Genomic DNA, 25,934 nt, shown 5'->3' on the forward strand with positions numbered 1-25,934 from the left:
TGCCGAAATTAGTAGGAGTGATGAAAGTTGACTAGTCAATCAAAACAGCAAAGAGTACGTAACTTTTCGATTATTGCCCATATTGACCACGGCAAATCGACACTTGCTGACCGTATTTTAGAAAAAACAAACGCTCTCACACAACGTGAGATGAAAGAACAATTCCTTGATGCCATGGACCTTGAGCGTGAACGCGGGATTACCATTAAGCTGAATGCCGTACAGTTGAATTACAAGGCGAACGATGGCGATGATTATACGTTCCACTTGATCGATACACCTGGACACGTCGATTTTACATATGAGGTGTCCCGTAGTCTCGCTGCTTGTGAGGGGGCCATCCTTGTTGTGGACGCCGCGCAGGGAATTGAAGCCCAGACGCTTGCCAACGTGTATTTGGCGCTTGAAAATGACTTGGAGATCATTCCTGTCATCAACAAAATCGATCTGCCTGGAGCGGATCCTGAAAGAATCAAGCAGGAGATTGAAGATGTCATCGGCATCGATGCTTCTGAAGCGATTCTGGCGTCTGCAAAAGAAGGCGTCGGCATCGATGAGATTCTGGAGCGGATCGTGACAGACATTCCGGCACCGGAGGGAGAGGCGAACGATCCAACGAAAGCCCTGATCTTCGATTCCCTTTACGATTCGTACCGTGGAGTTGTCGCTTATACGTGTGTGCGTGAAGGTTCCATCAAACTAGGCGACAAGATCCGCATGATGGCGACGGGGAAAGAATTCGAGGTTAATGAGCTCGGTGTATTCCGTCCAACTCCAACACCATTAAAAGAATTGAATGTCGGGGATGTAGGTTATTTAACAGCCTCCATCAAAAATATCGGCGACTCTCGTGTCGGGGATACCATAACGCTTGCGAACAATCCAGCGAGTGAACCACTACCTGGATACAAGCGTATGAACCCGATGGTGTTCTGTGGTATGTACCCGGTTGATGCGAACAAATATAACGACCTACGTGATGCTTTGGAGCGTCTGGAGCTCAACGACTCCTCCCTCCAATTCGAAGCTGAGACTTCTCAAGCCTTAGGGTTCGGATTCCGTTGTGGATTCCTCGGAATGCTACACATGGAAATCATCCAGGAGCGTATTGAACGCGAATACAAAATCGATCTGATTACGACAGCTCCAAGTGTTATTTATAAAGTTAAGCAGACAGACGGATCAGAGCTGAACGTTGACAACCCGTCGATGATGCCTGATAACCAATCGCTTGATGAAGTGCAGGAACCTTACGTCAAAGCAACAGTCATGGTACCGAACGATTATGTCGGCCCGGTTATGGAAATCTGCCAGCGTAAACGCGGAAACTTCATGGACATGCAGTACTTGGATGATAACCGCGTCAATATCGTTTATGAAATTCCATTGTCCGAAATCGTCTATGATTTCTTTGATTCCTTAAAATCTCAGACGAAAGGGTATGCATCCTTCGATTATGAATTGATCGGCTACAGGGCATCCAACCTTGTGAAGATGGATATCCTGTTGAACGGTGATACCATCGACGCCCTTTCCTTTATTGTACACAGAGACTTTGCTTACGAACGTGGTAAGCTTATTGCGGATAAGTTGAAGCAACTTATTCCAAGACAGCAGTTCGAGGTGCCTGTACAGGCGGCAATCGGGAACAAGATCGTTGCGAGAACGACGATTAAAGCGATGCGTAAGAACGTCCTTTCCAAGTGCTACGGCGGGGATATTTCACGTAAGCGTAAGCTTCTTGAGAAGCAGAAAGAAGGTAAGAAACGCATGAAGATGGTCGGTTCTGTAGAAGTACCGCAGGAAGCCTTCATGTCGGTTCTCGATCTAAACGAAGATTAATTGAAAAGCAACAAGATAAACAAAGCCGCAGGAGTAACCCTCTTGCGGTTTTCCTTATGAAAGGTGGAAACAACCATGACAATCTCATCTGCATACATCCATATCCCTTTCTGCCAGCAGATCTGTCACTATTGCGACTTTACGAAGTTTTTCTACAATGAACGCTTAGCTGATGAGTACCTGGAGGCGTTGGAGAACGAAATCCACACGTACATTCCCGGTGAAAAAGCTAAAGTGAAAACGATATTCGTAGGTGGAGGGACGCCGACAGCCGTCAACCATGCCCAGCTGAAGAAGCTCCTTACGATGATCGATGAGCACTTCGACGTCTCTTATTGCGAAGAATACACGTTCGAAGCGAATCCTGGAGATTTAGATGAAGAGAAAGTACGTTTACTGAAAGAATTCGGTGTAGACCGAATATCGCTTGGCGTCCAAGTGTTTGATGATGACATGCTTGAAAAAATCGGGCGGGTCCATCGTGTCAAAGATGTCTATACCAATGTGGACCGTTTAGTGAAGGCTGGACTTACGAATGTGAGTATTGATTTGATGTATGCCCTGCCTGGTCAGACCGTGGATCATTTTGAAAAGACGATCGACGAAGCAATGCAGTTCGATCTGCCACACTACTCGTCATATTCTCTTCAAATTGAACCGAAGACGATTTTCTATCAACGCTACAAAAAAGGTACACTTGTAAAACCTCCTGAAGAAGACGAAGCAGAGATGTATGAGCTCTTACAGCGTAAATTAGCATCTGCCGGGGTCAACCAGTATGAAATCAGCAACTTCTCAAAGCCCGGGTTTGAAAGCAAGCACAACTTGACATACTGGAATAATGAGTATTATTTCGGAATTGGAGCAGGAGCCCACGGCTACCTTCCTGGAAAGCGGACGATCAATTTGCGTCCATTACCTGCCTATACGAAAAAGGCAATGGAAGACGGTCAGCCGATTCTGCACGAGGAACCCGTAGGCGTGAAAGAGCAGATGGAGGAAGAGATGTTCCTTGGTCTGCGTAAGACAGAGGGCGTCTCTTTCCGTGAGTTTAACCGAAAATACAATAAAGAGATTGTAGATGTATTCGGCGAAGCGATTCCGAAACTGAAGGACAGAAAGCTCATTCAGGAGTCAGATGGGTTTATTTCGTTGACCTCTAAAGGCAGGATTCTTGGAAATGAGGTATTTCAAGAATTTCTGCTTGATGACTAGTTTTCATAGGTTAACCGTTGACAACCTTATACCCATTTGATAATTTATTATTAGATTTAGCACTCAAGTAAATCGAGTGCTAACAGAGGTGATCATCGATGTTAACAGAAAGACAACTGCTTATTCTGCAAGTCATTATTGATGATTTCATCACAACCGCACAACCTGTAGGTTCGCGGTCTATATCGAAAAAAGATGCTGTGACCTTCAGTTCAGCGACGGTCAGGAATGAAATGGCGGACTTGGAAGAGATGGGGTTTATTGAAAAGACTCACTCTTCTTCCGGACGAATTCCTTCTGAAAAAGGGTATCGTTTTTACGTCGACCATTTGCTTTCTCCGTTACGCCTTTCTGATTCTGAGGTTACCATTATTCGTGATGCTTTCACGGACAAAATGATGGAGTTTGAACAAGTGGTTCAGAAGTCTGCGGGTATTCTGTCAGACCTTACGAACTATACCTCCATCATCCTCGGTCCTGAAGTGTTCGAGACAAAGCTGAAACAATTGCAGATCGTACCATTGAATGATCAGTCTGCGATTGCCATCCTAGTGACGAATACCGGACATGTTGAACATCGCGCTTTCAACGTACCGGTAGAAGTATCGACTTCTGACTTGGAGAAAATGGTCAACATTTTAAATGCGAGACTTCGTGGAGTGCCTTTGATTCAACTCCATGAGAAATTGTATGAAGAAATCGGGGGCCTTCTGAAAGCACACACTGATCAATACGAAAAAGCTTTTGCGTACTTACGCGCCGCGCTCGTTGAGGAGCAGCCAACGAAGCTGTACATCGGTGGCAAGACGAATATTCTGATGCAGCCGGAATTTAGAGATCTAGATAAAGTCCGCTCATTATACGCCACCATCGAAAAAGAAAGCGAAATGGCGGATCTGCTCAGATCAGATGATGAGGGAATACGTGTCAGAATCGGACAGGAGAATCCGTTCGATGCGATGCAGAATTGCAGTCTCATTACAGCAAGCTACCGTCTGGGTAATGACCAGATCGGAACGATTGCACTCCTTGGTCCAACAAGAATGGAGTACAACCGGATGTTTTCGTTAATGAATGTTCTATCAAAGCATATGACCTCCACATTCAGAGGTTGGTACTAGATCATCCTCTCAGAGATGGGATGCAATCTCCCATCGTTTCTTTTTGTCTATTGCTTTTTCAAATGAGGCATTCATGTTATAGTCAAAAACGGCTAAAGGGAAAGTAGGAGGTGTAAGTCGTGGAAGAGAACAAGAAAGAAGAAGTACTCGAAGAAAACGATGAACAACAGGAAGAAGTAGAAATTATCGAAGAAGAACAAGAACAAGGTTCATCTGAACTCGATGAGCTTCGCCAGGAAAAGGAAGAGCTGAATAATCGCCTTGTGAGACTTCAGGCAGATTATGATAACTTCAGACGCCGTACCCAGAAAGAGAAAGAGGCGGATCGGAAGTATCGCTCTCAGAGCTTGATCGAAGAGCTTGTACCTGTATTGGATAATTTCGAACGTGCACTTCAAGTAGAAGTGGATTCTGAATCTGCACAAAAATTCGCAGATGGAATCAAGATGGTTTATAACCAGTTCCAGTCAGCTATGGACAAAGAAGGACTCGAGGAAATCCCGTCTAAGGGAGAAGAATTCGATCCAAACCTTCACCAAGCTGTCATGCAGGTTGAAGATGAGAATTACGATTCCAATATTGTAGTCGAAGAGCTGCAAAAAGGGTATCGCTTAAAAGATCGGGTTATTCGCCCGGCAATGGTAAAAGTAAACCAATAATAGATGAATGATGAGATTGTAAAGGAGGACATTTAACCATGGGTAAGATCATTGGTATTGACTTAGGTACAACAAACTCTTGTGTAGCAGTAATGGAAGGTGGCGAATCGAAGGTTATTCCGAACCCGGAAGGTAACCGGACGACTCCTTCAGCTGTTGCATTCAAAAACGGTGAACGTCAAGTAGGTGAGGTGGCGAAGCGTCAAGCGATCACTAACCCGAACACGATTCTTTCCGTTAAGCGTCATATGGGCACAGACTACAAAGTAGAAGTGGAAGGTACAGAATACACTCCACAAGAAATTTCTGCTATCATTCTTCAGTACATCAAAAGCTATGCAGAAGACTATCTTGGAGATACAGTAGATAAAGCTGTCATCACAGTACCTGCATACTTCAACGACGCTGAGCGTCAAGCGACAAAAGATGCTGGTAAAATCGCTGGTCTTCAGGTTGAGCGTATCATCAACGAGCCGACAGCAGCAGCACTTGCTTACGGGATCGACAAGGAAGACGAAGATCAAACGATCCTCGTTTACGACCTTGGTGGCGGTACATTCGACGTATCAATCCTTGACATCGGCGACGGTGCATTCGAAGTTGTATCCACTGCCGGTGACAACCGTCTAGGTGGAGATGACTTCGACCAGGTTATCATCGATCACATGGTCGCAGAATTCAAGAAAGAGAACGGCATCGACCTTTCTCAAGATAAAATGGCGAAACAACGCCTGAAAGACGCAGCTGAAAAAGCGAAAAAAGATCTTTCTGGTGTAGCTCAAACACAAATCTCACTTCCATTCATCACAGCAGGTGAAGCGGGACCATTGCACCTTGAAATGAACTTGACTCGTGCGAAATTCGAAGAGCTTGCATCTGATTTAGTAGAGCGCTCTATGAAACCGACTCGTCAAGCATTGAAAGATGCGAAGATGAACGCAAGCGAAATTGACAAGGTTATTCTTGTTGGTGGATCGACTCGTATCCCAGCTGTACAAGAAGCGATCAAGAAAGAAATCGGAAAAGATCCTTCTAAGGGCGTAAACCCGGATGAAGTTGTTGCACTTGGTGCTTCCATCCAAGGTGGCGTTCTTCAAGGTGATGTTAAAGACGTTGTCCTTCTAGACGTAACTCCACTTTCCCTAGGAATCGAAACAATGGGTGGCGTAACGACGAAATTGATCGAGCGTAATACGACAATTCCGACAAGCCACTCTCAAGTATTCTCAACAGCAGCAGATAACCAGACAGCTGTTGATATCCACGTTCTACAAGGTGAGCGTGAGATGGCACAGGACAACAAAACACTTGGTCGTTTCCAATTGACGGATATTCCACCAGCACCACGCGGTGTACCACAAATCGAAGTATCCTTCGACATTGATGCTAACGGTATTGTGAATGTTCGTGCGAAAGACATGGGTACAAACAAAGAACAATCCATTACAATCAAGTCTTCTTCAGGTCTTTCTGATGAAGAAGTTGAAGATATGGTGCGTCAGGCGGAAGAAAACGCTGAAGAAGACAAGAAGAAGCGTGAAGCGATCGAACTTCGCAACGAAGCGGATCAGCTGATCTTCACAACAGACAAGACAATCAAAGATCTTGGCGAACAAGTATCTGAAGAAGAGAAGCAAAAAGCAGAATCAGCAAAAGAAGAGCTTCAAACAGCTCTTGAAGGTGAAGACCTTGATGTGATTAAAGAGAAGAAAGAGGCGCTTGAAGAACAAGTGCAGCAACTTTCTGTGAAACTTTATGAGCAGGCTCAAGCACAAGCGGAAGCACAACAAGGCGAAGCCGGCGGTTCTGATGATGATGTTGTCGACGCTGACTACGAAGAAGTAGACGAAGACGACAAGAAGTAAGGTATGAGGTAAGAAAAGAAAAGTCAAAGTCAGGTTCTTCTTGGCTTTGACTTTTTTTGAGGATTTGAGAAAAGGTGTGGGATGAACGGGATCCTCTTTAATCAGCGCTGCACCTTCTGTTCAAAGCAGGATCTCAATCCTTTCTCATACTCAATCGGCAGTTGCCTGTCGGATTTGTCAGTGTTAACATAAACGTTATGTAATAGCGCCCGGGAGAGTGATGGACTAGTGAGTAAACGCGATTTTTATGAAGTACTCGGCGTTTCAAAAGATGCTTCAAAAGATGAAATTAAGAAAGCTTATCGAAAACTGGCTCGGAAATATCACCCAGATGTCAGTGAAGAAGAAAATGCTTCAGAGAAGTTCAAAGAAGCGAAAGAAGCTTATGAAACACTAAGCGACCAGCAGAAGCGTGCCCAGTATGACCAGTTCGGACACCAGGATCCGAACCAAGGATTTGGTGGATTTGGCGGAGCACAGGACTTCGGTGGATTCGGGGATATCTTTGATATGTTCTTTGGTGGCGGTGGACGTCGCCGTGACCCGAATGCGCCTCGTAAAGGGGCAGACCTTCAGTATACGATGACCCTTCAGTTCGAAGAAGCGATTTTCGGTAAGAGTACGGATATCGAGCTTCCGACCGAGGAAGAATGTGAAACATGTGATGGATCAGGTGCGAAACCTGGCACGTCACCAGAGACATGTTCCCACTGTCAAGGAAGCGGTCAAATCAATCAAGAGCAGGATACACCATTTGGTCGTGTCGTAAACCGTCGTGTTTGTCACCATTGTCAAGGAAGCGGTCAAATCGTGAAAGACAAATGTGAAACATGTGGTGGAGACGGCCGTGTCCAAAAACGTAAGAAGATCCACCTTGATATCCCAGCAGGTATTGATGATGGGCAGCAAATCCGTGTTCAAGGAAAAGGGGAAGCTGGTGCGAACGGCGGTCCAGCCGGAGATCTGTTCGTCGTGATCCGCGTTCAACCTCATGAATTCTTTGAGCGGGAAGGCGACCACATTTTCTGTGAAATGCCTCTAACCTTTACGCAGGCGGCTCTAGGCGATGAAATCGAAGTGCCAACCGTTCACGGTAAAGTCAAGCTGAAGGTTCCAGCAGGTACACAAACCGGAAAAACATTCCGACTTAAAGAAAAAGGCTCTCCGAATGTCCACGGACGTGGAACCGGAGATCAGCACGTCATTACGAAAGTGATTACGCCGAAAAACTTAACAGATCGTCAAAAAGAGTTGTTGCGTGAGTTCAACGAAATCAGTGGAAATGAAGCGACTGATGAACAACACGGCAATTTTTTCGAACGAATGAAGCGAGCTTTTAAAGGCGACTAACATGTGAGAGGAGTGTCTGCTACGACGAGGTTCTAAAGGGTTCCACTAAATCCCATTTCCGAGCGTAGCAGGCACTCGTTTTAATTTTAATGAAAAGTGAGATGATAAGATGAAGTGGTCTGAATTCTGTATTCATACGACGAATGAAGCAATTGAACCGATTTCTAATATTCTGCATGAGTCCGGTGCGAGCGGCGTTGTGATCGAAGACCCGAAAGATTTGGAAAGGGAACAGGCTCCTCTTGGAGAAATCTATGAACTGAATCCTGACGATTACCCTGAAGAAGGCGTGCGCGTGAAAGCATACTTACCTGTAAACAGCTTCCTCGCTGAAACAGTTGATGAAATTAAAGAATCCATCAACAATTTGACGACATTCGGCATTGAACTAGGGCGCAACGAAATCTCGATGAGTGAAATCAACGAAGAAGACTGGGCCACGGCATGGAAGAAATATTATAAACCAGTCAAAATATCTGAGAAGATTACCATCATTCCTACTTGGGAAGATTATACACCGGTATCAAGCGATGAAATCATCATTGAGATGGATCCGGGTATGGCTTTCGGCACAGGAACTCACCCGACGACCGTCCTCAGTATTCAAGCGCTGGAGCAGTATCTTGAAAAAGGGGACAAAGTATTGGATGTCGGAGCCGGTTCCGGAATTCTAAGTGTCGCTTCCGTGTTGTTAGGCGCATCACATGCCTACGCTTACGACTTGGATGACGTAGCAGTGAAAAGCACTCAATTGAACGCAGAGCTTAACCAAGTGCAGGAGAAGGTCACTTCGAAGCATAATAACCTGCTTCAAGGCGTTGAAATGGAAGCAGACTTGATTGTTTCGAACATTCTGGCTGAAATCATCGTACAGTTCACTGACGATGCTTTCAACAGAGTAAAACCGGGGGGATACTTCATCACGTGTGGAATCATTTCAGGGAAAAAGGACATGGTTCGCGATCGATTAGTTGAGTCCGGCTTTGAGATTGTTGAAACGAATAAAATGGAAGACTGGATCAGCATTATTGCAAAAAAACCAATGTAAGGGTGGACGACCATGCAGCGTTATTTCGTAGAAACTGAACATTGGCAGGGTCAGGCTGTAACCATTGACGGTGAGGATGTCCATCACATTTCGCGCGTTATGCGTATGGAACCAGGATCTGAAGTCGTCTGCATCCACCCGGTCGAAGGGGCGGCGCTGTGCCGGATCGAGGAGATAAAAGAGAAAACCGTTGATTGTGAGGTTTTGGAGTGGATGGATGAAGACCGTGAACTCCCTGTAGAGGTCACCATCGTCCAAAGTCTCGGTAAAGGCGACAAACTGGAGCAAGTCGTCCAAAAAGGGACTGAACTGGGCGCCAGTCGCTTTATTCCTTTTGCAGCAGACCGCTCGGTAGCAAAGTGGGATCTCAAGAAAGTGAAGAAGAAAGTCGAGCGCCTTCAAAAGATTGCGAAAGAGGCGAGTGAACAGTCTGAGCGCACGCGTATTCCGGAAGTTTCCAGTTTGTATCAGTTACAGGATCTGCTGAAGGAAGAATCGTTTACGTGGTGCTTTTTCGGACATGCAGAAGAGGCCCGTGACGCTGTTTCACCTTCATTAAAGAGTCGATTAACTTCGATTGAACCTGGAGACAAGGTGCTGATTGTCTTCGGACCTGAGGGTGGTTTTTCGGAAAAGGAAGTCGAGGCGTTTAAAGACAGTGGCTACTTACCGGTAAGGCTGGGGCCACGCATTCTTCGTATGGAAACAGCACCGCTATACTTTTTATCAAGCCTTTCTTATCAGGTGGAAGAAGAGTAATCGAAAACCCCATTCGCATTTTAAGCGCATTCATGCTATGATAGGTTTAGAGGTACGTACAACTCAAAAGATAGAAGGGAAGATGTGAACATGGAACAGAATCTTGCGAAGATGATTGACCATACACAGTTAAAGCCAGATACTCCGAAAGAAAAAATCCTGCAAATTTGCGAAGAAGCAAAAGAAAACGACTTCGCATCCGTTTGCGTTAATCCACACTGGGTAAAAACTTCATATGATCTCCTTAAAGATACAGACGTGAAAGTTTGTACGGTCGTCGGGTTCCCTCTTGGAGCGACAACCAAAGAAACGAAAGCGTTCGAAACGCGCCAGGCTATTGAACAGGGTGCTACAGAAATCGATATGGTGATCAATATCGGAGAGCTGAAATCCGGTAACACGGACGTAGTTGGTCAAGACATCCAAGCGGTTGTCCGTGAAGCAGAAGGCAAAGCCATCGTAAAAGTAATTATCGAAACATCTCTTCTGAATGAAGATGAGAAGGTAAAAGCTTGCGAACTTGCTAAAGAAGCAGGAGCTGACTTCGTGAAGACGTCTACAGGTTTCTCTGGAGGCGGAGCAACGGTTGAAGATATCAGCCTGATGCGCAAGACGGTTGGTCCCGAACTGGGCGTTAAAGCGTCTGGAGGAGTGCGTGATTACGAAGGAGCTAAAGCGATGATTGAAGCGGGTGCGACTCGTATCGGCGCAAGCTCTGGTATCGCAATCGTAAATGGTGAACAAGGTACTTCTGATTATTAAGATATAAACGAACCCCGCCGTTCCTAACGGCGGGGTTTTTAGGTTGTTGATAAAGGTTCTGTACTTTGTGCTACAATACGTGTGTAGAGAAGAGGTGAGCAGGGTGAAAAAACGTGATCATATCAAAATGCACAGCTATCCGGGAATGGTGGCTGTTGTAGGTGTACATACGGAGGAAGGGGCGAACTTTATGTCAGCGGGCTGGCATGCCTATCTATCCATGGATCCACCCATGTATGGTGTGGCTGTCGGGCGCGAGCGTTACACGTATGACCAGTTAAAGAAAGCTGGGCGTTTTTCCATTAACTTTCTGCCATTCGGTCAGGCCGAGCATATTCAATACAACGGCAGCCTTTCTGGTTTTCAAACCGATAAAGGGAAGACCCAGAAGTGGTTCCTGACGGATTCGTCTGTTCCGATGCTGGAGGAAGCGTATCTAGGTTATGAATGCGAGCTGAGTTCTATGGTTCCTACCGGAGATCATGACTGGGTGATCGGAAACATTGAATTATGTTATTATAAAGAGGGATTGTTTGGTGAAGATGGACTGCCGGACTTCAGTCAGGTTAGCATTCCTCTGTATCTTGGCAGGTCAACTTATATGAAATTAGATGATTCCGTTAAAAAAACACAAATTCATATACCGAAAGATGACAAAAAAAGTTGACCATGTTGGCTCCTTATAATATAATTGTCAAAGGTATGGAGGTCCCATACGATAGAAACAGTTTTTGTGCTTCGGAGGGAGGGAAATTGCATGTCAAATACAACTCGCGTTCGTAAAAACGAGTCCATTGAAGATGCTCTTCGTCGCTTTAAGCGTAGTGTATCCAAAAGTGGTACATTAGCAGAATATCGTAAGCGTGAATATTACGACAAGCCTAGTGTACGCCGTAAGAAAAAGTCTGAGGCGGCTAGAAAGCGTAAGTAATGATAGAGGGTGTTGAATAGGATGACGATTACTGAGCGTCTTGCCCAGGATATGAAAACAGCCATGAAGGCCCGTGATAAAGCGAAGCTTTCCACGATTCGAATGGTTCGAGCTTCTATGCAGAATGAAGCTATTAAACTGGGGAAAGACTCATTATCTGAAGAAGAAGAAATGACTGTTTTATCTCGTGAGGTAAAACAGCGAAAAGATTCCCTCCAAGAATTCAAAGAAGCTGGACGTGACGATCTTGTAGAAGGACTTCAGTTCGAACTTGAAGTTTTACAAGCATATATGCCGAAACAGCTGACAAATGAAGAACTTGAGCAAATTGTTCAAGAAGCTATTGAAGAAGTAGGAGCAACAACCAAAGCTGACATGGGCAAAGTCATGACAGCCGTAATGCCGAAAGTGAAAGGGAAAGCGGACGGCTCACAGGTTAATAAACTTGTACTTCAGCAATTATCTTAAGCAAAAAGCCTCTCTTTGTAACAAAGAGAGGCTTTTTTAAATGCCACACCATCGTACATACAATCATGAAGACGGTTCGAAAAATATTTTTATTAATAGTGAAACATAATAACCAACACAACCGTATATGTACTATTCCATGTTCAAGATTTAGGAAGGGAGGTACGTATGGTGAAAGCTTTCAGAGTATGGTCGTTTGTGCTCATGATGGCCGTTGCGGCAGTGCTTTCAGTATTTCAAGTACTGCCTGTTGCGCAGGCTGACGGGGAAGGGGAACAGGTATATGTCATCCCTGTGGAAAGTACAGTCGAGCGAGGGATGGCTGCTTTTTTGAACCGGACGACTAGCGAAGCAGTTGAGAATGGGGCGGACCACGTCATTTTTGAGATTGATACGCCGGGAGGGCGTGTAGACGCAGCGAATGAGATTGCACAAATTCTTCAGGATCTTGATGTTCCGAATACGGCATTCATTACAAGCCAGGCCCTCTCAGCCGGTTCCTATATTGCGTTGAACACGGATCAGATCTATATGAAACCTCAAGCGACAATGGGGGCCTCTGGTGTCATCAATTCCGATGGCACTGCTGCTGATAAAAAAGCTCAATCGGCTTGGATTTCTGCAATGGTTGCGGCCGCTGAATCCACAGGTCGTGACCCGATCTATGCAAGAGCGATGGCTGATGAGAGTGTCGACCTGCCGGAATATGGTGCCGGCGAAGGTGCGTATCTGACGCTTGGACCAAGTGATGCAGTCGAAGTCGGATATGCAGAAGGAATTGTCGAAGATCGTACCGAATTACTTAGTAAGCTGAACTTGACGGATGCGACGGTCGTCGAAAAAGAGCCGACTGCAGCAGAAAACCTTGCCAGGTTCCTGACGAACCCTGTCGTAATCCCGATTCTATTATCTGTTGCAAGCCTCGGACTTGTGGTTGAATTGTATTCACCAGGGTTTGGGATACCGGGCACAATGGGACTGCTGTCATTGGTTTTGTTTTTCTATGGACATATTGTGGCAGGCCTGGCCGGTTATGAAGCCATTATTCTTCTCGTTCTCGGAATCGGATTGATAGTAGCAGAGTTTTTCCTCCCGGGAGGTATTGCCGGGATAGCTGGTATTGTAGCTGTTGTGGCGTCTCTTATGCTTTCGTCCGCTGATATGGGGCATATGGCTATGAGCATCGGAATCGCTTTGCTTGTGACGATTGTGGTCTCAGTCATTTTGTTTAAAACCATGGGCCTTGAGCGTGGCTTTTTCCGCCACATCATACTGACGGATTCCACGTCGTCTGAAAAAGGCTATGTGTCTCAAACGAACAGGCTTGAGTTGATCGGTTTGGAAGGAACAACACTGACGCCTCTTAGACCATCCGGAACAGCGGAATTTGACGATGAAAGGCTTGATGTCGTTTCAGAAGGCGGATTTATAGGTGTTTCTGAGCGAGTAAAAGTCGTAAAGACAGAGGGAACTAGAATTGTTGTAAGACAAATGAAGAAAAATGATGAGGAGGAAGTTCAATGACATTGGAACAATTGATGCCGATTATTATTATCGGAGTCATCATAATCGTGCTTGCTGTACTATTCACTTTCATTCCCGTAATGCTGTGGATCAGCGCACTCGCAGCAGGTGTAAAAATAAATATCTTCACGCTGGTGGGAATGCGTTTGAGACGCGTTATCCCGTCACGTGTTATCAACCCGTTGATCAAAGCACATAAAGCGGGTGTGAACGTAGATACGAACCAACTCGAGAGTCACTACTTGGCCGGTGGTAACGTTGACCGAGTGGTGAATGCTCTGATTGCTGCTCAACGAGCGAATATCGAACTCAGCTTCGAACGCTGCGCAGCCATTGACTTGGCCGGTCGTGACGTATTGGAAGCCGTTCAGATGAGTGTAAACCCTAAAGTGATCGAGACACCGTTTATCGCTGGTGTAGCTATGGACGGAATCGAAGTCAAAGCGAAGGCAAGAATTACGGTAAGAGCCAACATTGACCGCCTTGTCGGTGGTGCAGGTGAAGATACGGTCATTGCCCGTGTAGGGGAAGGGATCGTATCCACAATTGGTTCCAGTACCAACCACAACAAAGTACTTGAGAATCCGGATATGATTTCTCAAAATGTACTTGGTAAAGGATTGGATGCTGGAACAGCTTTCGAAATCCTGTCCATCGATATTGCCGATATTGACATCGGGAAAAACATCGGTGCAATTCTTCAGACTGATCAGGCTGAAGCCGATAAGAACATCGCTCAGGCTAAGGCCGAAGAGCGCCGTGCCATGGCGATTGCACAAGAGCAGGAAATGCGCGCACGCGTTCAAGAAATGCAGGCGAAAGTGGTCGAGGCAGAAGCAGAAGTTCCACAAGCTCTTGCTGCAGCTCTCCGTTCAGGCAAAATGGGTGTGATGGACTATATGAATTACCAAAACATCAACGCCGATACGGATATGAGAAATACACTTGGCAAGATGAACGATGAAGAAGAAGAGGAGTAAACAATTTCTAAGCGATAAAGGAGAATCCTCATGGAAAGCTTAATTGAGCTGATATTCAATAACATTTTCATTATCGCTATTGCAATTGGTGGAATCATCAGCTGGCTTGGGAGAGTCACAGGTAATGAGGATGAGAAGGAAACGACGCGTATGCCTTCCGGTCCTGTTCACGATGAGTCTCTCGAGCCCATGACTCCAGTCGAAGCCAGTCCTCCCCCTGAGAAAAAAGGGGAGGATCGTTTGAAGGAGTATTATGAGAAAAAGCAAGAAACCCTCGAGAAGGCGAAATCGTACGAAATTGGAGGCGGATCGAGTTACGAAACGCCGAATAGGGATATTCATACAATGGAGCGTATTGTTCCGAAAAAACCGAAGAAAACCAACAAGCATGCCGTCCCATCTGCTCATTCATTCAAAACAAAAGACTGGGATCAGAAGAAACTTGCGGAAGGGATTGTCATGGCCGAGATTTTAGGTCCGCCGCGAGCACATAAGCCTCACAGCTCCCATCCCAAAAAAAGATAACAAAAAGCACGAATTGTAGTGATACAATTCGTGCTTTTTTCGTATAAATACGAAGAGGGGGGAAGTCGGATGGCAAAATGGCAGCAGAATATACGGGCATGGATCGGACGTTACTTCGATTTACCTTCTGACGTGATGCTTGATCTGCCGAGGATTACAACCATCGGCTCCATTCACGTTTACATAGAGAACCACACAGGACTTCTGCATTTTTCTGAAGAAGAAATAAGGATTCAATACAAGAGAGGCCAGGTGCGAATTTCAGGAAAAGGTCTTGGCATAAAGATGATGTTGAAGGAAGAGTTGCTTCTAGAGGGGGAGCTCAAGGCTGTTGAATTCTTCCCTGATCAATAAGAGGAGGTGAAGTGATGAGGAATCAGTACGACTTCTACCAAGGGATGATGACCATCAAACTGAAAGGGAAGTTGATTGAGCCTTACCTGCAGGCATGCACAAGACAAGGGTGTCAGATCAGCCACCTCAAACGGATAGGGGATGAGGAAGTCGTCTTGACCATCCGTCTGCAGGACTGGGCTGCCGTACGTTCATTGAGGAAGAAGTACAGGTGTAAGATAACCATTGTTGGAGGGAAGGGGGTCCCTTTTCTCGTTCATAGGATGTTACGCAAAACTTCTCTCATGATTGCTTTTGCGGTAGCGCTGATCTTAATTTTCGTCTTAGCGAACACGCTCTGGTCCATTGAAGTGAAAGGGTTGAACCCTGAGCTCGAGGCGAGTGTTGAAAAAAGGTTGAAATCGTATGGCGTGTCACCTGGGAAATTAACCATTGGCATGAGTGATCCGAATGAGATTCAGGCCAAGCTTTTGGATGATATACCAGACTTGTTGTGGATCGGCGTAAAAAAACAAGGGACAAGCTATCATCTTTATGGTGTAGAGAAGATTCGTCACGATACCGATAAGAATACCAGACCGAGTTATCTTGTGGCGGAAAAGAAAGGCATGATCATCCGTCCGTTCATTAGAAAAGGAAGACCACTTGTATCGGTTTACGACATCGTTGAAAAAGGACAGCCCCTCGCAACAGGTGAACTTGTGGAGGAGGGGGAGATCTTTGTGCATACAGAAGGTGAAGTCATCGCAGAGACGTGGTACAAAGTCGAACAACAACTGCCGACCCGTCACATACTGAACTTGACGGATGGAGAACCTAAACGCACGTATGGGTTGAAAGTCGGTTCTATTGACCTGCCACTTTGGGGCTGGTGGGGAAAAGATGAAGGGACAATTAGAGAAGAGAACGTCATCACAGATTGGCAGATTAAAGGGTGGAAGTTACCGGTGCAATGGCAGTTCGCAGCCAGCTATAAAATGGATCCTTCTGCGTTGGAGAAGTCAAAGGAGGATCTCGGTAAAATGGGGGCTGAAACCGCAAAAAGAAGCCTGAAAAGACAGCTCGATGAAGACGCGGAAATATTGGATGAAAAAGTTTTGCACCTCGGTGAGGAGCATGGTAAAGTAAAATTAATCCTATTATTCAAAGTGCATGAAGACATCGCGGAAACAAAGTATATTAGCCAAGGAGATTGAGTATGCCAGAAGACTTAAGAACGATTGATATCCAATTAGATAATACAACAGAAGCTTTGGCACTCTTCGGAACAGAGGACAGAAACCTGAAACAAATCGAAGAGCAGCTGAAAGTGACAATTATTTCAAGAGGGGAGCACGTACGGGTCTCAGGTCCTACTGAACTCGTGAAACTGGTTGAAGATATTCTCATGTCCGTGCTGAACGTGATCCGCAAAGGGTTGACGATTACAGAACGTGACATCGTATACGCAGTTGAACTTGCGAAAAAGGGAAAAATCAATCAGTTCGAGGCTCTATTTGAGGATGAAATTACGCGCAATGCAAAAGGGAAATCGATCCGTGTCAAGACTCTCGGTCAACGGAACTACGTTTCAGCCATTAAGAACAATGATCTCGTATTCGGGATTGGTCCTGCCGGTACAGGGAAAACGTACCTTGCTGTCGTCATGGCCGTCAATGCATTGAAGAATGGTGAAGTGAAGAAGATCATCTTAACGAGACCTGCTGTTGAAGCAGGGGAAAGCCTTGGTTTCCTTCCAGGAGACTTGAAAGAAAAGGTAGATCCTTATCTTCGTCCCTTATATGATTCGCTTCATGATGTTTTTGGGGCTGAGCACACGACGCGGCTAATCGATCGTGGGACCATTGAAATTGCGCCACTTGCCTACATGAGAGGACGGACGTTGGACGATGCGTTTGCCATCTTGGACGAAGCTCAGAATACAACCCCTGAACAAATGAAGATGTTTTTGACGCGGTTAGGGTTTGGTTCGAAAATGATCATCACAGGTGACATTACGCAAGTGGACTTACCGAAAGGGGTCAAGTCCGGACTGAAGGTGGCTGAAGAGAAGCTTGGTCGTGTGAAAGGATCACAATTCATACACTTGGAACAATCCGATGTAGTCAGACACCCACTCGTACAACGCATTATTGATGCTTACGAAGGGGAAGAGAAGTAAGACCCATGACCTGGGTCTTACTTTCTTATGAGCTGAAATCTCACCTCTCAGCTGACCTTCATGAAGGTGTGAGAAAAGTCATGGACATCGCTCCACAAGATAGAAAGCTGCCTTTCATACAAGGAGAATAACTTTCAATGAGGTGTAAACATGAATAATAAACCTTCCGTTCTATGGCGCTGGCGATTTTGGATGTCCTTGTCTCTTCCGGTGCTTATCGTTGCGATTGTGTTCATGGCGTCCGCCTTCTCCAATATACATAAAAAGACGTACAGCTTAGAAAAGTACGGTACCGCCCCGGAAACCATTTACTCTCCGATTACAATCGAAAATGAGAAAGAAACCGACAGACAGATGAGAGAAGCATTGCAGTCTGTAGAAGATCGTTATTCTGTTTCGAAAACGATTACAGAAGAAAGAATTGAAAAAGTAGATGAAATTTTTGAAGTCGTCAAAGAGGTAGGAAGAGATAAAGAACCCCAGGAGAACTTCATGGATCAAACTTCGGAAATTCAGTCATTGATTTCTGAAGACCTGGCTGAATCACTGCCAGTAGAACTGTTCAGGCCACTGCTGTCTGCCGAGGAGGCAGAGCTCAACGAGGCAAGAGAGATGCTGGTTTCCGCCCTTCGAGGTTCTTTTGAAGGAGGGATCCGTTCCACGGATCTTGCAGGGCAAAAACGAAGTCTTGAGCTGAAAATTGAATACTCAAGCATTCCGGAGTCGTTGCAGCAAGTCGTAACTGACATAGGAAGTTATGCGTTGGTGGAGAACGCTCTGTATGATGCCGGGGAGACTGATGCGGCGAGGAAAGAGGCGATCTCCAACGTCGATCCCAATATGATCAGGTCAGGGGAAGTGATCGTCGAAGAAGGGGCGACCATCTCAAGCGATATTTACGATGAACTGATGCTCACGGGCTTGTTAGATGAGAAGAAGAACCTCCTGCCGCTTCTAGGACTCGGGGTCCTTACGGTTCTGCTTGCCCTCGTGTTTTATTATGAGACTTCAAGAGCTGTGAAAGCAGACGAATTGAATCGACAGCACGTCTATGTTTTGACGGCTATCTCCATTTTCATGATTCTCATGATGAAAGGTTTCGGCCTTTTTGTTACAGTGGGACAGCCCCTGTATTATTGTATGCCGGTCGCTACTGGAGTCATGTTGATCAAGCTGCTCTGTCATGAACGTATGGCGATTGTGATGTCGCTGATCTATGCTGTTATGGCGATGGTTCTTATGAATGGACAACTGTCGGGGCCAGTCAATGGTACAGCTGGTGCTTATATTCTTGTCACTCAATTGGCTGCTATTTTCTTTTTGATCCAAACGAAAGACCGCTTGTCCATTATTCGAGCAAGCTCAGCTGTGGCTGTGACTAATATATGCATGGTGCTCTTCTTTCTATTCGTCTCTTTTGAGAAATACTCCTGGGTGGATGTGTTCATCTACAGTGGATATGGCTTAGCGGGAGCATTCATTGCCGGCGTACTTACGCTTGGTCTGCTTCCATTTATCGAAACCTGGTTCGGAATCCTGTCTGATAACAAGCTGCTGACACTGGCCAGTCCGAATCAGCCTTTACTTAGGAAGCTGCTCATGGAAGCTCCTGGTACTTATCATCACAGCATAATGGTGGCAAACTTAAGTGAAGCAGCATGTGAATCGATTGGAGCCAATGGGCTGCTTGCTCGTGTAGGGGCTTATTACCATGACCTTGGCAAGACGAAAGAGCCCCACTATTTCATTGAAAATCAGATGAAGATGCGTAATCCACACGATTTTCTCGATCCGGAGCAAAGTGCCGATATTATTATTCGTCACCCGGAAGAAGGGGCGAAGCTTTTAGAGAAGGAAAAACTGCCTAAAGAAATCATCGATATTGCGAAACAGCACCATGGCACGACCCTCTTGAAGTATTTTTATTATCAGGCACAGGAAGAGAGGGCTCATGTGAGTGAAGGCGATTATCGATATCCGGGGCCCAAGCCACAGTCGAAAGAGGCAGCCGTTGTCTGTGTGTGTGACTCTGTGGAAGCGGCTGTCCGGTCTCTTGGAGAACCGACAGAAGAAAAAATCAAGAAGATCGTCCATTCGATCATCGAAGACCGCCTTCTTGATGGACAATTTGACGAAAGTGACTTAACGTTTAAGGAAGTCAATCAAATGGAACATGCCATTTGTGAAACACTTCAGGGTATTTTTCACTCAAGAATTCAATATCCTGAAGCAAAAACGGTTGTAAAGGAGGCAAAATAATGATTCATATTGATTTTCAAGACGAAACGAATTCTGTTGATGAGGCGTTTGTAGACCTGATCCAGCGAATTATTAAGTTTGCAGGAGAAAAAGAAGGGGTAAACACTGAATCCGAAGTGTCGATCAGTTTTGTTGATAATGATGAAATTCAGGAAATTAACCGAAATTATAGACAGAAAGACTACGCGACCGACGTCATTTCATTTGCCATGCAGGAACAAGTGGAAGGCGAAATGAATATTTTAAATGAAGATATGCCGCAAATGCTTGGAGATATCGTGATTTCTGTAGATAAAGCTAAGGAGCAGGCTGAAGAATACAACCATTCTTTGGAGCGCGAATTCGGATTTCTCGCTCTGCACGGCTTTCTTCATTTATTAGGCTATGACCATATGAATGAAGAAGAGGAAAAGGCCATGTTCGGCCGTCAAGAGGAGATCTTGAATGAGTTCGGGCTCGAGCGGTCGGAGTAAAAAGAAGTCGATTGGCTTCAGGTTTGCTTGGAACGGAATCCAAGAAGTATGCAGGACAGAGCGTAATTTTCGAATTCATCTTACAGCTGTCGCAGTCGTCGTTACGGCCGGCATTCTGCTTGGTTTGAGCCCGTTGGAGTGGGCGGTCATTGTGTTGATCTGCTCACTCGTCATGGCTCTTGAAATGGTCAACTCGAGTATTGAAAGAATCATGGATTACTTAGCTCCTGAAAAGCATCCGATGGCGGGGTTGATTAAGGATATGGCGGCTGGTGCCGTCTTGGTAGCTAGTATCGGCGCCGTCCTCATTGCCTTCTTCCTGCTTCTCCCTAAAATCGTCGATCTGCTATCCTAAGATGAAACGCGGGATTTTTTGTAGTAAAATGAAATGGAAAGAAAGTTATAGATTTTTGGAGGAACAACAATGACCGAATCATTTAAATCAGGCTTTGTCGCCATCGTAGGACGCCCGAACGTAGGGAAGTCCACATTTATGAACCGTGTAATCGGGGAAAAAATCGCGATCATGAGTGACAAACCACAAACAACAAGAAACAAAATACAAGGTGTGATGACAGATAAGGACTCTCAAGTCATCTTCATCGACACACCAGGAATCCACAAGCCGAAGCACAAGCTCGGCGACTTTATGGTGAACGTTGCGGAAAGTACGCTTAATGAAGTGGACGCTGTTCTATTCATGATTAATGCTGAAGAGGGATATGGCCGCGGTGATCAATTCATTATGGATCGATTGCAGCGAGTGAATCAGCCTGTCTACCTCGTCATTAACAAAATTGACAAAGTTCATCCAGACAAGTTACTTCCTCTTATTGAGCAGTACAAAGAGATGGTGGACTTTGAAGAGATCATCCCGATTTCCGCACTTGAAGGTAATAATGTTGATCATCTTCTAGGCGTTTTGAAGCAGCAACTGCCGGAAGGCCCGCAGTTCTATCCCGAAGATCAAATCACAGATCACCCGGAACGCTTTGTAATCAGCGAGTTCATCCGTGAAAAGGTACTTCACTTAACGAGAGAGGAAATTCCTCATTCCATTGCCGTTGTGATCGAAGGAATCGAACCGAGGGAAGACTCAAATGCTGTCTTTATTCAAGCTGCCATCATTGTCGAGAGGAAATCTCAAAAAGGGATTATCATCGGCAAGCAGGGAAGCATGCTTAAAGAAGTAGGTACGCGCGCTCGCAAGGACATCGAGGCTCTTCTCGGAAGCAAAGTGTACTTGGAGTTGTGGGTGAAAGTGCAGAAGGACTGGCGGAACCGTCAAATTCAATTGAACGATTTCGGGTATCACGACGACGAATATTAAAGGTTGGAAAAAATTAAGTCACATGATAATCAGAATGGGGAAGCAAGCTAAACATGTAAGCCAAAATGAGTTTCATTAAACGAAAGGCGGTGTTTCTTGTGCTCGATAACCTTTCATGGAATGTATTCAGTAAAACCGGGGACATTGAAACCTATTTGTTAATGAAAGAGTTGGAGTCTCAAGATCGGCAGTCTGAAATAAAAGCTTCCTCACCTGAAGTTCATGAAGAGCGTTTGAATGACCTTGATTGGTAAAGTAAGCAGGTGAGTCCGTTGTTGGAAAAAATCGAAGGCATTGTCATCCGTACACGAGATTACGGAGAAACCCATAAGATTGTAACGTTGTTCACCAGAGAAAAAGGCAAGATCGGCGTCATGGCGAGAGGCGCGAAAAAGCCTAAAAGCCGTACAGCCTCCGTCACACAGCCTTTTATTCACGGAATGTATCTCATTCAAATAGGGTCAGGGTTAGGATCAATGAGCCAGGGAGAAATGATATCCTCCTTACGAGGTATAAGGGAAGATATCGTCAATACAGCTTACGCCTCTTATTTGGCGGAGTTGACCGATAAGCTCATTGAGGAAAAACAACCTGACCCTTTTATGTATGAGCAATTTCTTAAAACGCTTGAATGGATCAATGAGGGAAAAGACCCCAACATCCTTTCGATGATGTACGAGTTGAAAATGTTCAAAAAAGCGGGCTTCGCGCCTGTAGTCGACCAATGTGTCCATTGCGGCCGGACGGAAGGTCCTTATTCGTTTTCGATGATGGAAGGCGGGCTTCTTTGTTACCGGTGTAAGGCGCGGGACCCTGAAGCATACGGTCTACCCGATCCACTTCCCAAGCTGTTACGAGTGTTTTTACATATGGATGTCAAACGGTTGGGTGAAATATCTATGAAGGAGCAAAACAAGAAATTGTTGCGTCAGATCATGGATGAGTATTATGATCGGTACGGTGGATATTTCATTAAATCCAAAAAGTTCTTAAGTCAGCTTGATTTATTTTCAGAGTAATGTTTGACAACAATCCATAAATTCAGTATGATTCTATTACTTAAACAAGTGTTGCAGAGAAGGAAAGTAGTAGTCAGAGCCCACGAATTTAGCGAGTCTGTGATGGTGAGAGACAGACATTGATGGACTGATGAAGGCATTCTGGAGCGACAGATCGTAAAAGTGGCTTCCGTACGGGAGCAATTAGGGTGGAACCGCGGATCAACCGTCCCTATGTCTATTGCAGACATAGGGACGGTTTTTTTATTTTCTCATGAGTTCGTACCTAACAATGCTTTCATGGAGCCAGCTTTACCACTATAAGGAGGGAAAGACGAAATGAATATTCAAAATATGATTTTGACACTGCAGAAACATTGGTCTGATCAAGGATGCTTACTGATGCAGGCTTACGATACAGAGAAAGGTGCCGGAACTATGTCTCCCATGACGCTGTTAAGAAGCCTTGGACCTGAGCCTTGGAACGTTGCATACGTAGAGCCGTCCCGTCGACCTGCAGATGGTCGTTACGGGGAGAACCCGAACCGCTTGTACCAGCACCACCAATTCCAAGTAATCATGAAACCTTCTCCTGATAATATTCAGGAATTATATTTGGACTCTCTTCGTGCTCTTGGAATCGATCCGGATCAGCACGATATTCGATTTGTTGAAGACAACTGGGAAAACCCGACACTCGGTGCGGCAGGTCTCGGTTGGGAAGTTTGGCTGGATGGAATGGAAATCACTCAGTTCACATACTTTCAGCAAATCGGCGGACTTGAAGCCCGTCCGGTTTCTGCTGAGATCACGTACGGAATTGAACGTCTTGCTTCCTATATTCAAGATAAAGAAAACGTCTTTGACTTGGAGTGGACGAACGGCGTGACAGTTGGTGATATCTTCACGCAGCCAGAGTATGAGCATTCAGTATATACGTTCGAAGAGTCTGATGAAGACATGCTGTTTGATCTTTTCACGACATATGAGAAAGAAGCGAAGAGAATCATGGATAAGGGACTTGTCTTCCCAGCCTATGATTATGTGTTGAAATGTTCTCATACATTCAATTTGCTTGATGCCAAAGGGGTCATCAGTGTAACGGAACGAACGGGATATATTGGACGGGTGCGAAACCTTGCCCGTGAAATTGCCAAAACATATGTGGAAGAACGCGAACGTCTTGGGTTCCCGATGCTTGAGAAGGAGGCTGAACACAATGAGTAAAACGGTATTATTTGAACTAGGAGTCGAAGAGCTTCCCGCGCGCTTCATTGACGACGCGCTTCGTCAGTTGGAAACAAAAACAGCGGCTTGGTTCAAGGATGCAAGAATTCCATTCGGAGAAGTGAAGGGGTTTGCTACACCAAGAAGGCTGGCTGTTCAGATTACAGAAGTAGCAGACAAACAACCTAACCTTGAAGAAGAGGCAAAAGGACCGGCAAAGAAAATTGCTTTGAATGAAGACGGCGAATGGACGAAAGCGGCCATCGGTTTCTCTAAAGGTCAAGGAAAAGATGTAGAGGACATTTACTTCAAAGAAATAAAAGGTACAGAGTATGTCCATGTTACGAAGTTTGTCGAAGGTGAATGGACAGAAAAGCTGCTGCAAGGATTCCACACTGTCTTTCTAAGCCTGAACTTCCCGAAGAACATGCGCTGGGCGGACTATGAGCTACGGTATGTGCGTCCGATTCGTTGGATTACAGCTCTATTCGGAGATCAAGTGATTCCTTTCGAGATTGGGAATGTGTCAACAGATCGATGGACACGAGGACACCGTTTTCTTGGGGAAGACATTGAAATCCTAGATGCCGAACAATATGAAGAGGCTCTTCAAAAGCAGTTCGTTCTGGCTTCCGTCGAAACGAGAAAACAAATGATACAAAAACAGTTGAACGATCTACAGGAGGAGAAGGGCTGGAACTTAATCATTGATCAGGATCTTTTAGATGAGGTCACCCACCTGGTTGAATACCCAACAGCGTTCAGCGGCTCGTTCAATGAAGAGTTTCTTTCCCTTCCAGAGGAAGCGCTCATTACCTCCATGAAAGAACACCAGCGTTATTTCCCTGTCCGTTCAAATGAGGGAGAGCTTCTTCCTTATTTCGTCGGTGTCCGTAACGGAAATGACAAACACATCGATAATGTTGCAAGAGGAAATGAGAAAGTGCTGAAGGCCCGCCTGAAAGATGCTCAATTCTTCTATGAAGAAGATCAAAAAGGAACCATTGATGAGAAACTGGCGAAGCTTGAGCGTATGGTTTACCAAGAGGAATTGGGTACGTTGTCTGATAAAGTGAACCGCATCGTGGCCATTTCTGGGAAACTAGCAGAATGGTTGCAACTTAACGATCAAGAAAAGCAGTTGACGAAGCGTGCAGCGGAGATCTGCAAGTTCGATCTTGTCACACAGATGGTCGATGAGTTTACTGAACTTCAAGGAGTGATGGGTGAGAAATATGCCCGCTTGTTCGGTGAAGAAGAGGAAGTAGCGGTTGCGATTAACGAACACTACATGCCGAGACAGGCGAATGGTGAACTGCCTTCGACGACAATCGGAGCGATCGTGAGCATTGCAGATAAACTGGACACCATTGTGGGAAGTATCTCAATTGGTATTATTCCGACGGGGTCTCAAGATCCTTATGGATTGAGAAGACAAGCGCTTGGAATCTTGCAGATGCTTAAAGAAAAAGGCTGGAATGTCTCCGTTGAAAAGCTGATTGAGCTCGTACACAACTTCTACGATGAGTTGAATCTGCCAACAAGAACACAAGAAGAAGTAAGTCATGACCTTCACGAGTTCTTCAAAGTGAGAGCGGCTTACCTGTTGAAAGAAGACGGAATCGATCCAGATGTCGTAGAAGCCGTACTTGTTCAGGGAATCGGTCGATATGCGACAACGAGAGATAAGGCTAAAGTTCTTGTCGCCAAACGTTCTGATGCCTCCTTCAAACCTGTTCAGGAAGCACTTGGAAGGGCGATGAACCTTGCGAAGAAAGCGGAAGGAACAGAGGTTTCGAAAAATCTGTTTGAAAATGAGACAGAAGCGAAACTATATGAAGTGTACCAAGCGACAACACCTGATTATCATAAGGCTTTACAAGAAAACAAACCAGAAGAAGCATTGGCTGCTCTTAGCCGCTTAGCTTCACCGATCCATGATTTCTTCGATCAGACGATGGTTATGGCCGAAGATGAACAAGTCAAAGAGAATCGTTTGAGCCTTCTGAATGCCATTTCACAAGATGTTCTGACGTTTGCTGACTTAACAGCCATAGAATGGAAACAGCAGTTTTAAGCATCG

General features: G+C 45.4%; 26 protein-coding genes. All 26 read left to right on the forward strand.

Going from position 1 to position 25,934, the window contains the following annotated elements; genetic code table 11:
- Nucleotides 1–27: 27 nt before the first annotated feature.
- Nucleotides 28–1,842, forward strand: coding sequence for a translation elongation factor 4 (lepA, locus tag LCM20_RS05440; RefSeq protein ID WP_225194416.1), 1,815 nt, complete (start codon nucleotides 28–30; stop codon nucleotides 1,840–1,842).
- Nucleotides 1,843–1,917: 75 nt separating this feature from the next.
- Nucleotides 1,918–3,057: a radical SAM family heme chaperone HemW gene (gene hemW, locus LCM20_RS05445; protein WP_225194417.1), complete on the forward strand. Its 1,140-nt coding sequence runs from the start codon at nucleotides 1,918–1,920 to the stop codon at nucleotides 3,055–3,057.
- A gap of 98 nt (nucleotides 3,058–3,155) precedes the next feature.
- On the forward strand, nucleotides 3,156–4,178 hold the full coding sequence (hrcA, locus tag LCM20_RS05450; RefSeq protein ID WP_225194418.1) for a heat-inducible transcriptional repressor HrcA: 1,023 nt from the start codon (nucleotides 3,156–3,158) through the stop codon (nucleotides 4,176–4,178).
- Between the two features lie 119 nt (nucleotides 4,179–4,297).
- Nucleotides 4,298–4,837 (forward strand): nucleotide exchange factor GrpE, encoded by a 540-nt coding sequence (grpE, locus tag LCM20_RS05455; RefSeq protein ID WP_225194419.1) that lies wholly within the window; start codon nucleotides 4,298–4,300, stop codon nucleotides 4,835–4,837.
- Between the two features lie 38 nt (nucleotides 4,838–4,875).
- Nucleotides 4,876–6,702: a molecular chaperone DnaK gene (gene dnaK / locus LCM20_RS05460; RefSeq protein ID WP_225194420.1), complete on the forward strand. Its 1,827-nt coding sequence runs from the start codon at nucleotides 4,876–4,878 to the stop codon at nucleotides 6,700–6,702.
- 228 nt (nucleotides 6,703–6,930) lie between these two features.
- The gene (gene dnaJ, locus LCM20_RS05465; RefSeq protein WP_225194421.1) at nucleotides 6,931–8,052 is read left to right on the forward strand and encodes a molecular chaperone DnaJ; all 1,122 of its coding nucleotides are present in this window, start codon (nucleotides 6,931–6,933) and stop codon (nucleotides 8,050–8,052) included.
- Nucleotides 8,053–8,161: 109 nt separating this feature from the next.
- Nucleotides 8,162–9,100, forward strand: a complete 939-nt coding sequence (gene prmA / locus LCM20_RS05470) for a 50S ribosomal protein L11 methyltransferase (RefSeq protein ID WP_225194422.1) — start codon at nucleotides 8,162–8,164, stop codon at nucleotides 9,098–9,100.
- 12 nt (nucleotides 9,101–9,112) lie between these two features.
- Nucleotides 9,113–9,859, forward strand: a complete 747-nt coding sequence (locus LCM20_RS05475) for a 16S rRNA (uracil(1498)-N(3))-methyltransferase (protein WP_225194423.1) — start codon at nucleotides 9,113–9,115, stop codon at nucleotides 9,857–9,859.
- Nucleotides 9,860–9,949: 90 nt separating this feature from the next.
- Entirely contained in the window at nucleotides 9,950–10,621 is a 672-nt protein-coding gene (gene deoC, locus LCM20_RS05480; RefSeq protein WP_225194424.1) for a deoxyribose-phosphate aldolase, read from the forward strand.
- 103 nt (nucleotides 10,622–10,724) lie between these two features.
- Complete coding sequence (locus LCM20_RS05485; RefSeq protein WP_225194425.1) at nucleotides 10,725–11,288, forward strand: flavin reductase family protein; 564 nt, start codon at nucleotides 10,725–10,727, stop codon at nucleotides 11,286–11,288.
- A gap of 90 nt (nucleotides 11,289–11,378) precedes the next feature.
- Nucleotides 11,379–11,552 (forward strand): 30S ribosomal protein S21, encoded by a 174-nt coding sequence (gene rpsU / locus LCM20_RS05490; protein ID WP_225194426.1) that lies wholly within the window; start codon nucleotides 11,379–11,381, stop codon nucleotides 11,550–11,552.
- A 21-nt stretch (nucleotides 11,553–11,573) separates the two neighbouring features.
- Nucleotides 11,574–12,020 (forward strand): GatB/YqeY domain-containing protein, encoded by a 447-nt coding sequence (locus tag LCM20_RS05495; RefSeq protein WP_225194427.1) that lies wholly within the window; start codon nucleotides 11,574–11,576, stop codon nucleotides 12,018–12,020.
- 204 nt (nucleotides 12,021–12,224) lie between these two features.
- Nucleotides 12,225–13,544, forward strand: a complete 1,320-nt coding sequence (locus tag LCM20_RS05500) for an NfeD family protein (protein WP_412097986.1) — start codon at nucleotides 12,225–12,227, stop codon at nucleotides 13,542–13,544.
- The gene (gene floA / locus LCM20_RS05505; protein WP_225194429.1) at nucleotides 13,541–14,524 is read left to right on the forward strand and encodes a flotillin-like protein FloA; all 984 of its coding nucleotides are present in this window, start codon (nucleotides 13,541–13,543) and stop codon (nucleotides 14,522–14,524) included. The genes LCM20_RS05500 and floA overlap by 4 nt, the downstream gene beginning before the upstream one ends.
- Nucleotides 14,525–14,554: 30 nt before the next feature.
- Nucleotides 14,555–15,049, forward strand: coding sequence for a hypothetical protein (locus tag LCM20_RS05510; protein WP_225194430.1), 495 nt, complete (start codon nucleotides 14,555–14,557; stop codon nucleotides 15,047–15,049).
- A gap of 69 nt (nucleotides 15,050–15,118) precedes the next feature.
- A complete protein-coding gene (yqfC, locus tag LCM20_RS05515) occupies nucleotides 15,119–15,403 on the forward strand; it encodes a sporulation protein YqfC (protein WP_225194431.1) in 285 nt (94 codons plus the stop codon).
- 14 nt (nucleotides 15,404–15,417) lie between these two features.
- Nucleotides 15,418–16,599 carry a sporulation protein YqfD gene (gene yqfD, locus LCM20_RS05520; protein WP_225194432.1) on the forward strand — a complete coding sequence of 394 codons (1,182 nt, stop codon included), beginning with the start codon at nucleotides 15,418–15,420 and terminating at the stop codon, nucleotides 16,597–16,599.
- A 2-nt stretch (nucleotides 16,600–16,601) separates the two neighbouring features.
- Nucleotides 16,602–17,564, forward strand: a complete 963-nt coding sequence (locus LCM20_RS05525; RefSeq protein WP_225194433.1) for a PhoH family protein — start codon at nucleotides 16,602–16,604, stop codon at nucleotides 17,562–17,564.
- 150 nt (nucleotides 17,565–17,714) lie between these two features.
- The gene (locus tag LCM20_RS05530; protein ID WP_225194434.1) at nucleotides 17,715–19,823 is read left to right on the forward strand and encodes an HD family phosphohydrolase; all 2,109 of its coding nucleotides are present in this window, start codon (nucleotides 17,715–17,717) and stop codon (nucleotides 19,821–19,823) included.
- Between the two features lie 2 nt (nucleotides 19,824–19,825).
- Complete coding sequence (gene ybeY, locus LCM20_RS05535) at nucleotides 19,826–20,296, forward strand: rRNA maturation RNase YbeY (RefSeq protein ID WP_225194802.1); 471 nt, start codon at nucleotides 19,826–19,828, stop codon at nucleotides 20,294–20,296.
- Nucleotides 20,268–20,651 (forward strand): diacylglycerol kinase family protein, encoded by a 384-nt coding sequence (locus LCM20_RS05540; protein ID WP_225194435.1) that lies wholly within the window; start codon nucleotides 20,268–20,270, stop codon nucleotides 20,649–20,651. Before ybeY ends, LCM20_RS05540 begins: the two co-directional genes overlap by 29 nt.
- A 69-nt stretch (nucleotides 20,652–20,720) precedes the next feature.
- Nucleotides 20,721–21,626, forward strand: a complete 906-nt coding sequence (gene era, locus LCM20_RS05545; RefSeq protein WP_225194436.1) for a GTPase Era — start codon at nucleotides 20,721–20,723, stop codon at nucleotides 21,624–21,626.
- Between the two features lie 65 nt (nucleotides 21,627–21,691).
- On the forward strand, nucleotides 21,692–21,880 hold the full coding sequence (locus LCM20_RS05550; protein WP_225194437.1) for a YqzL family protein: 189 nt from the start codon (nucleotides 21,692–21,694) through the stop codon (nucleotides 21,878–21,880).
- Nucleotides 21,881–21,898: 18 nt separating this feature from the next.
- Nucleotides 21,899–22,645: a DNA repair protein RecO gene (gene recO, locus LCM20_RS05555; RefSeq protein ID WP_225194803.1), complete on the forward strand. Its 747-nt coding sequence runs from the start codon at nucleotides 21,899–21,901 to the stop codon at nucleotides 22,643–22,645.
- Nucleotides 22,646–22,963: 318 nt separating this feature from the next.
- Nucleotides 22,964–23,851 carry a glycine--tRNA ligase subunit alpha gene (gene glyQ, locus LCM20_RS05560; protein ID WP_225194438.1) on the forward strand — a complete coding sequence of 296 codons (888 nt, stop codon included), beginning with the start codon at nucleotides 22,964–22,966 and terminating at the stop codon, nucleotides 23,849–23,851.
- Nucleotides 23,844–25,928: a glycine--tRNA ligase subunit beta gene (gene glyS, locus LCM20_RS05565; protein WP_225194439.1), complete on the forward strand. Its 2,085-nt coding sequence runs from the start codon at nucleotides 23,844–23,846 to the stop codon at nucleotides 25,926–25,928. Before glyQ ends, glyS begins: the two co-directional genes overlap by 8 nt.
- The last annotated feature ends 6 nt before the right edge of the window (nucleotides 25,929–25,934 follow it).

The sequence above is a fragment of the Halobacillus litoralis genome, from assembly GCF_020171725.1.
Taxonomy (GTDB): domain Bacteria; phylum Bacillota; class Bacilli; order Bacillales; family Halobacillaceae; genus Halobacillus; species Halobacillus litoralis_F.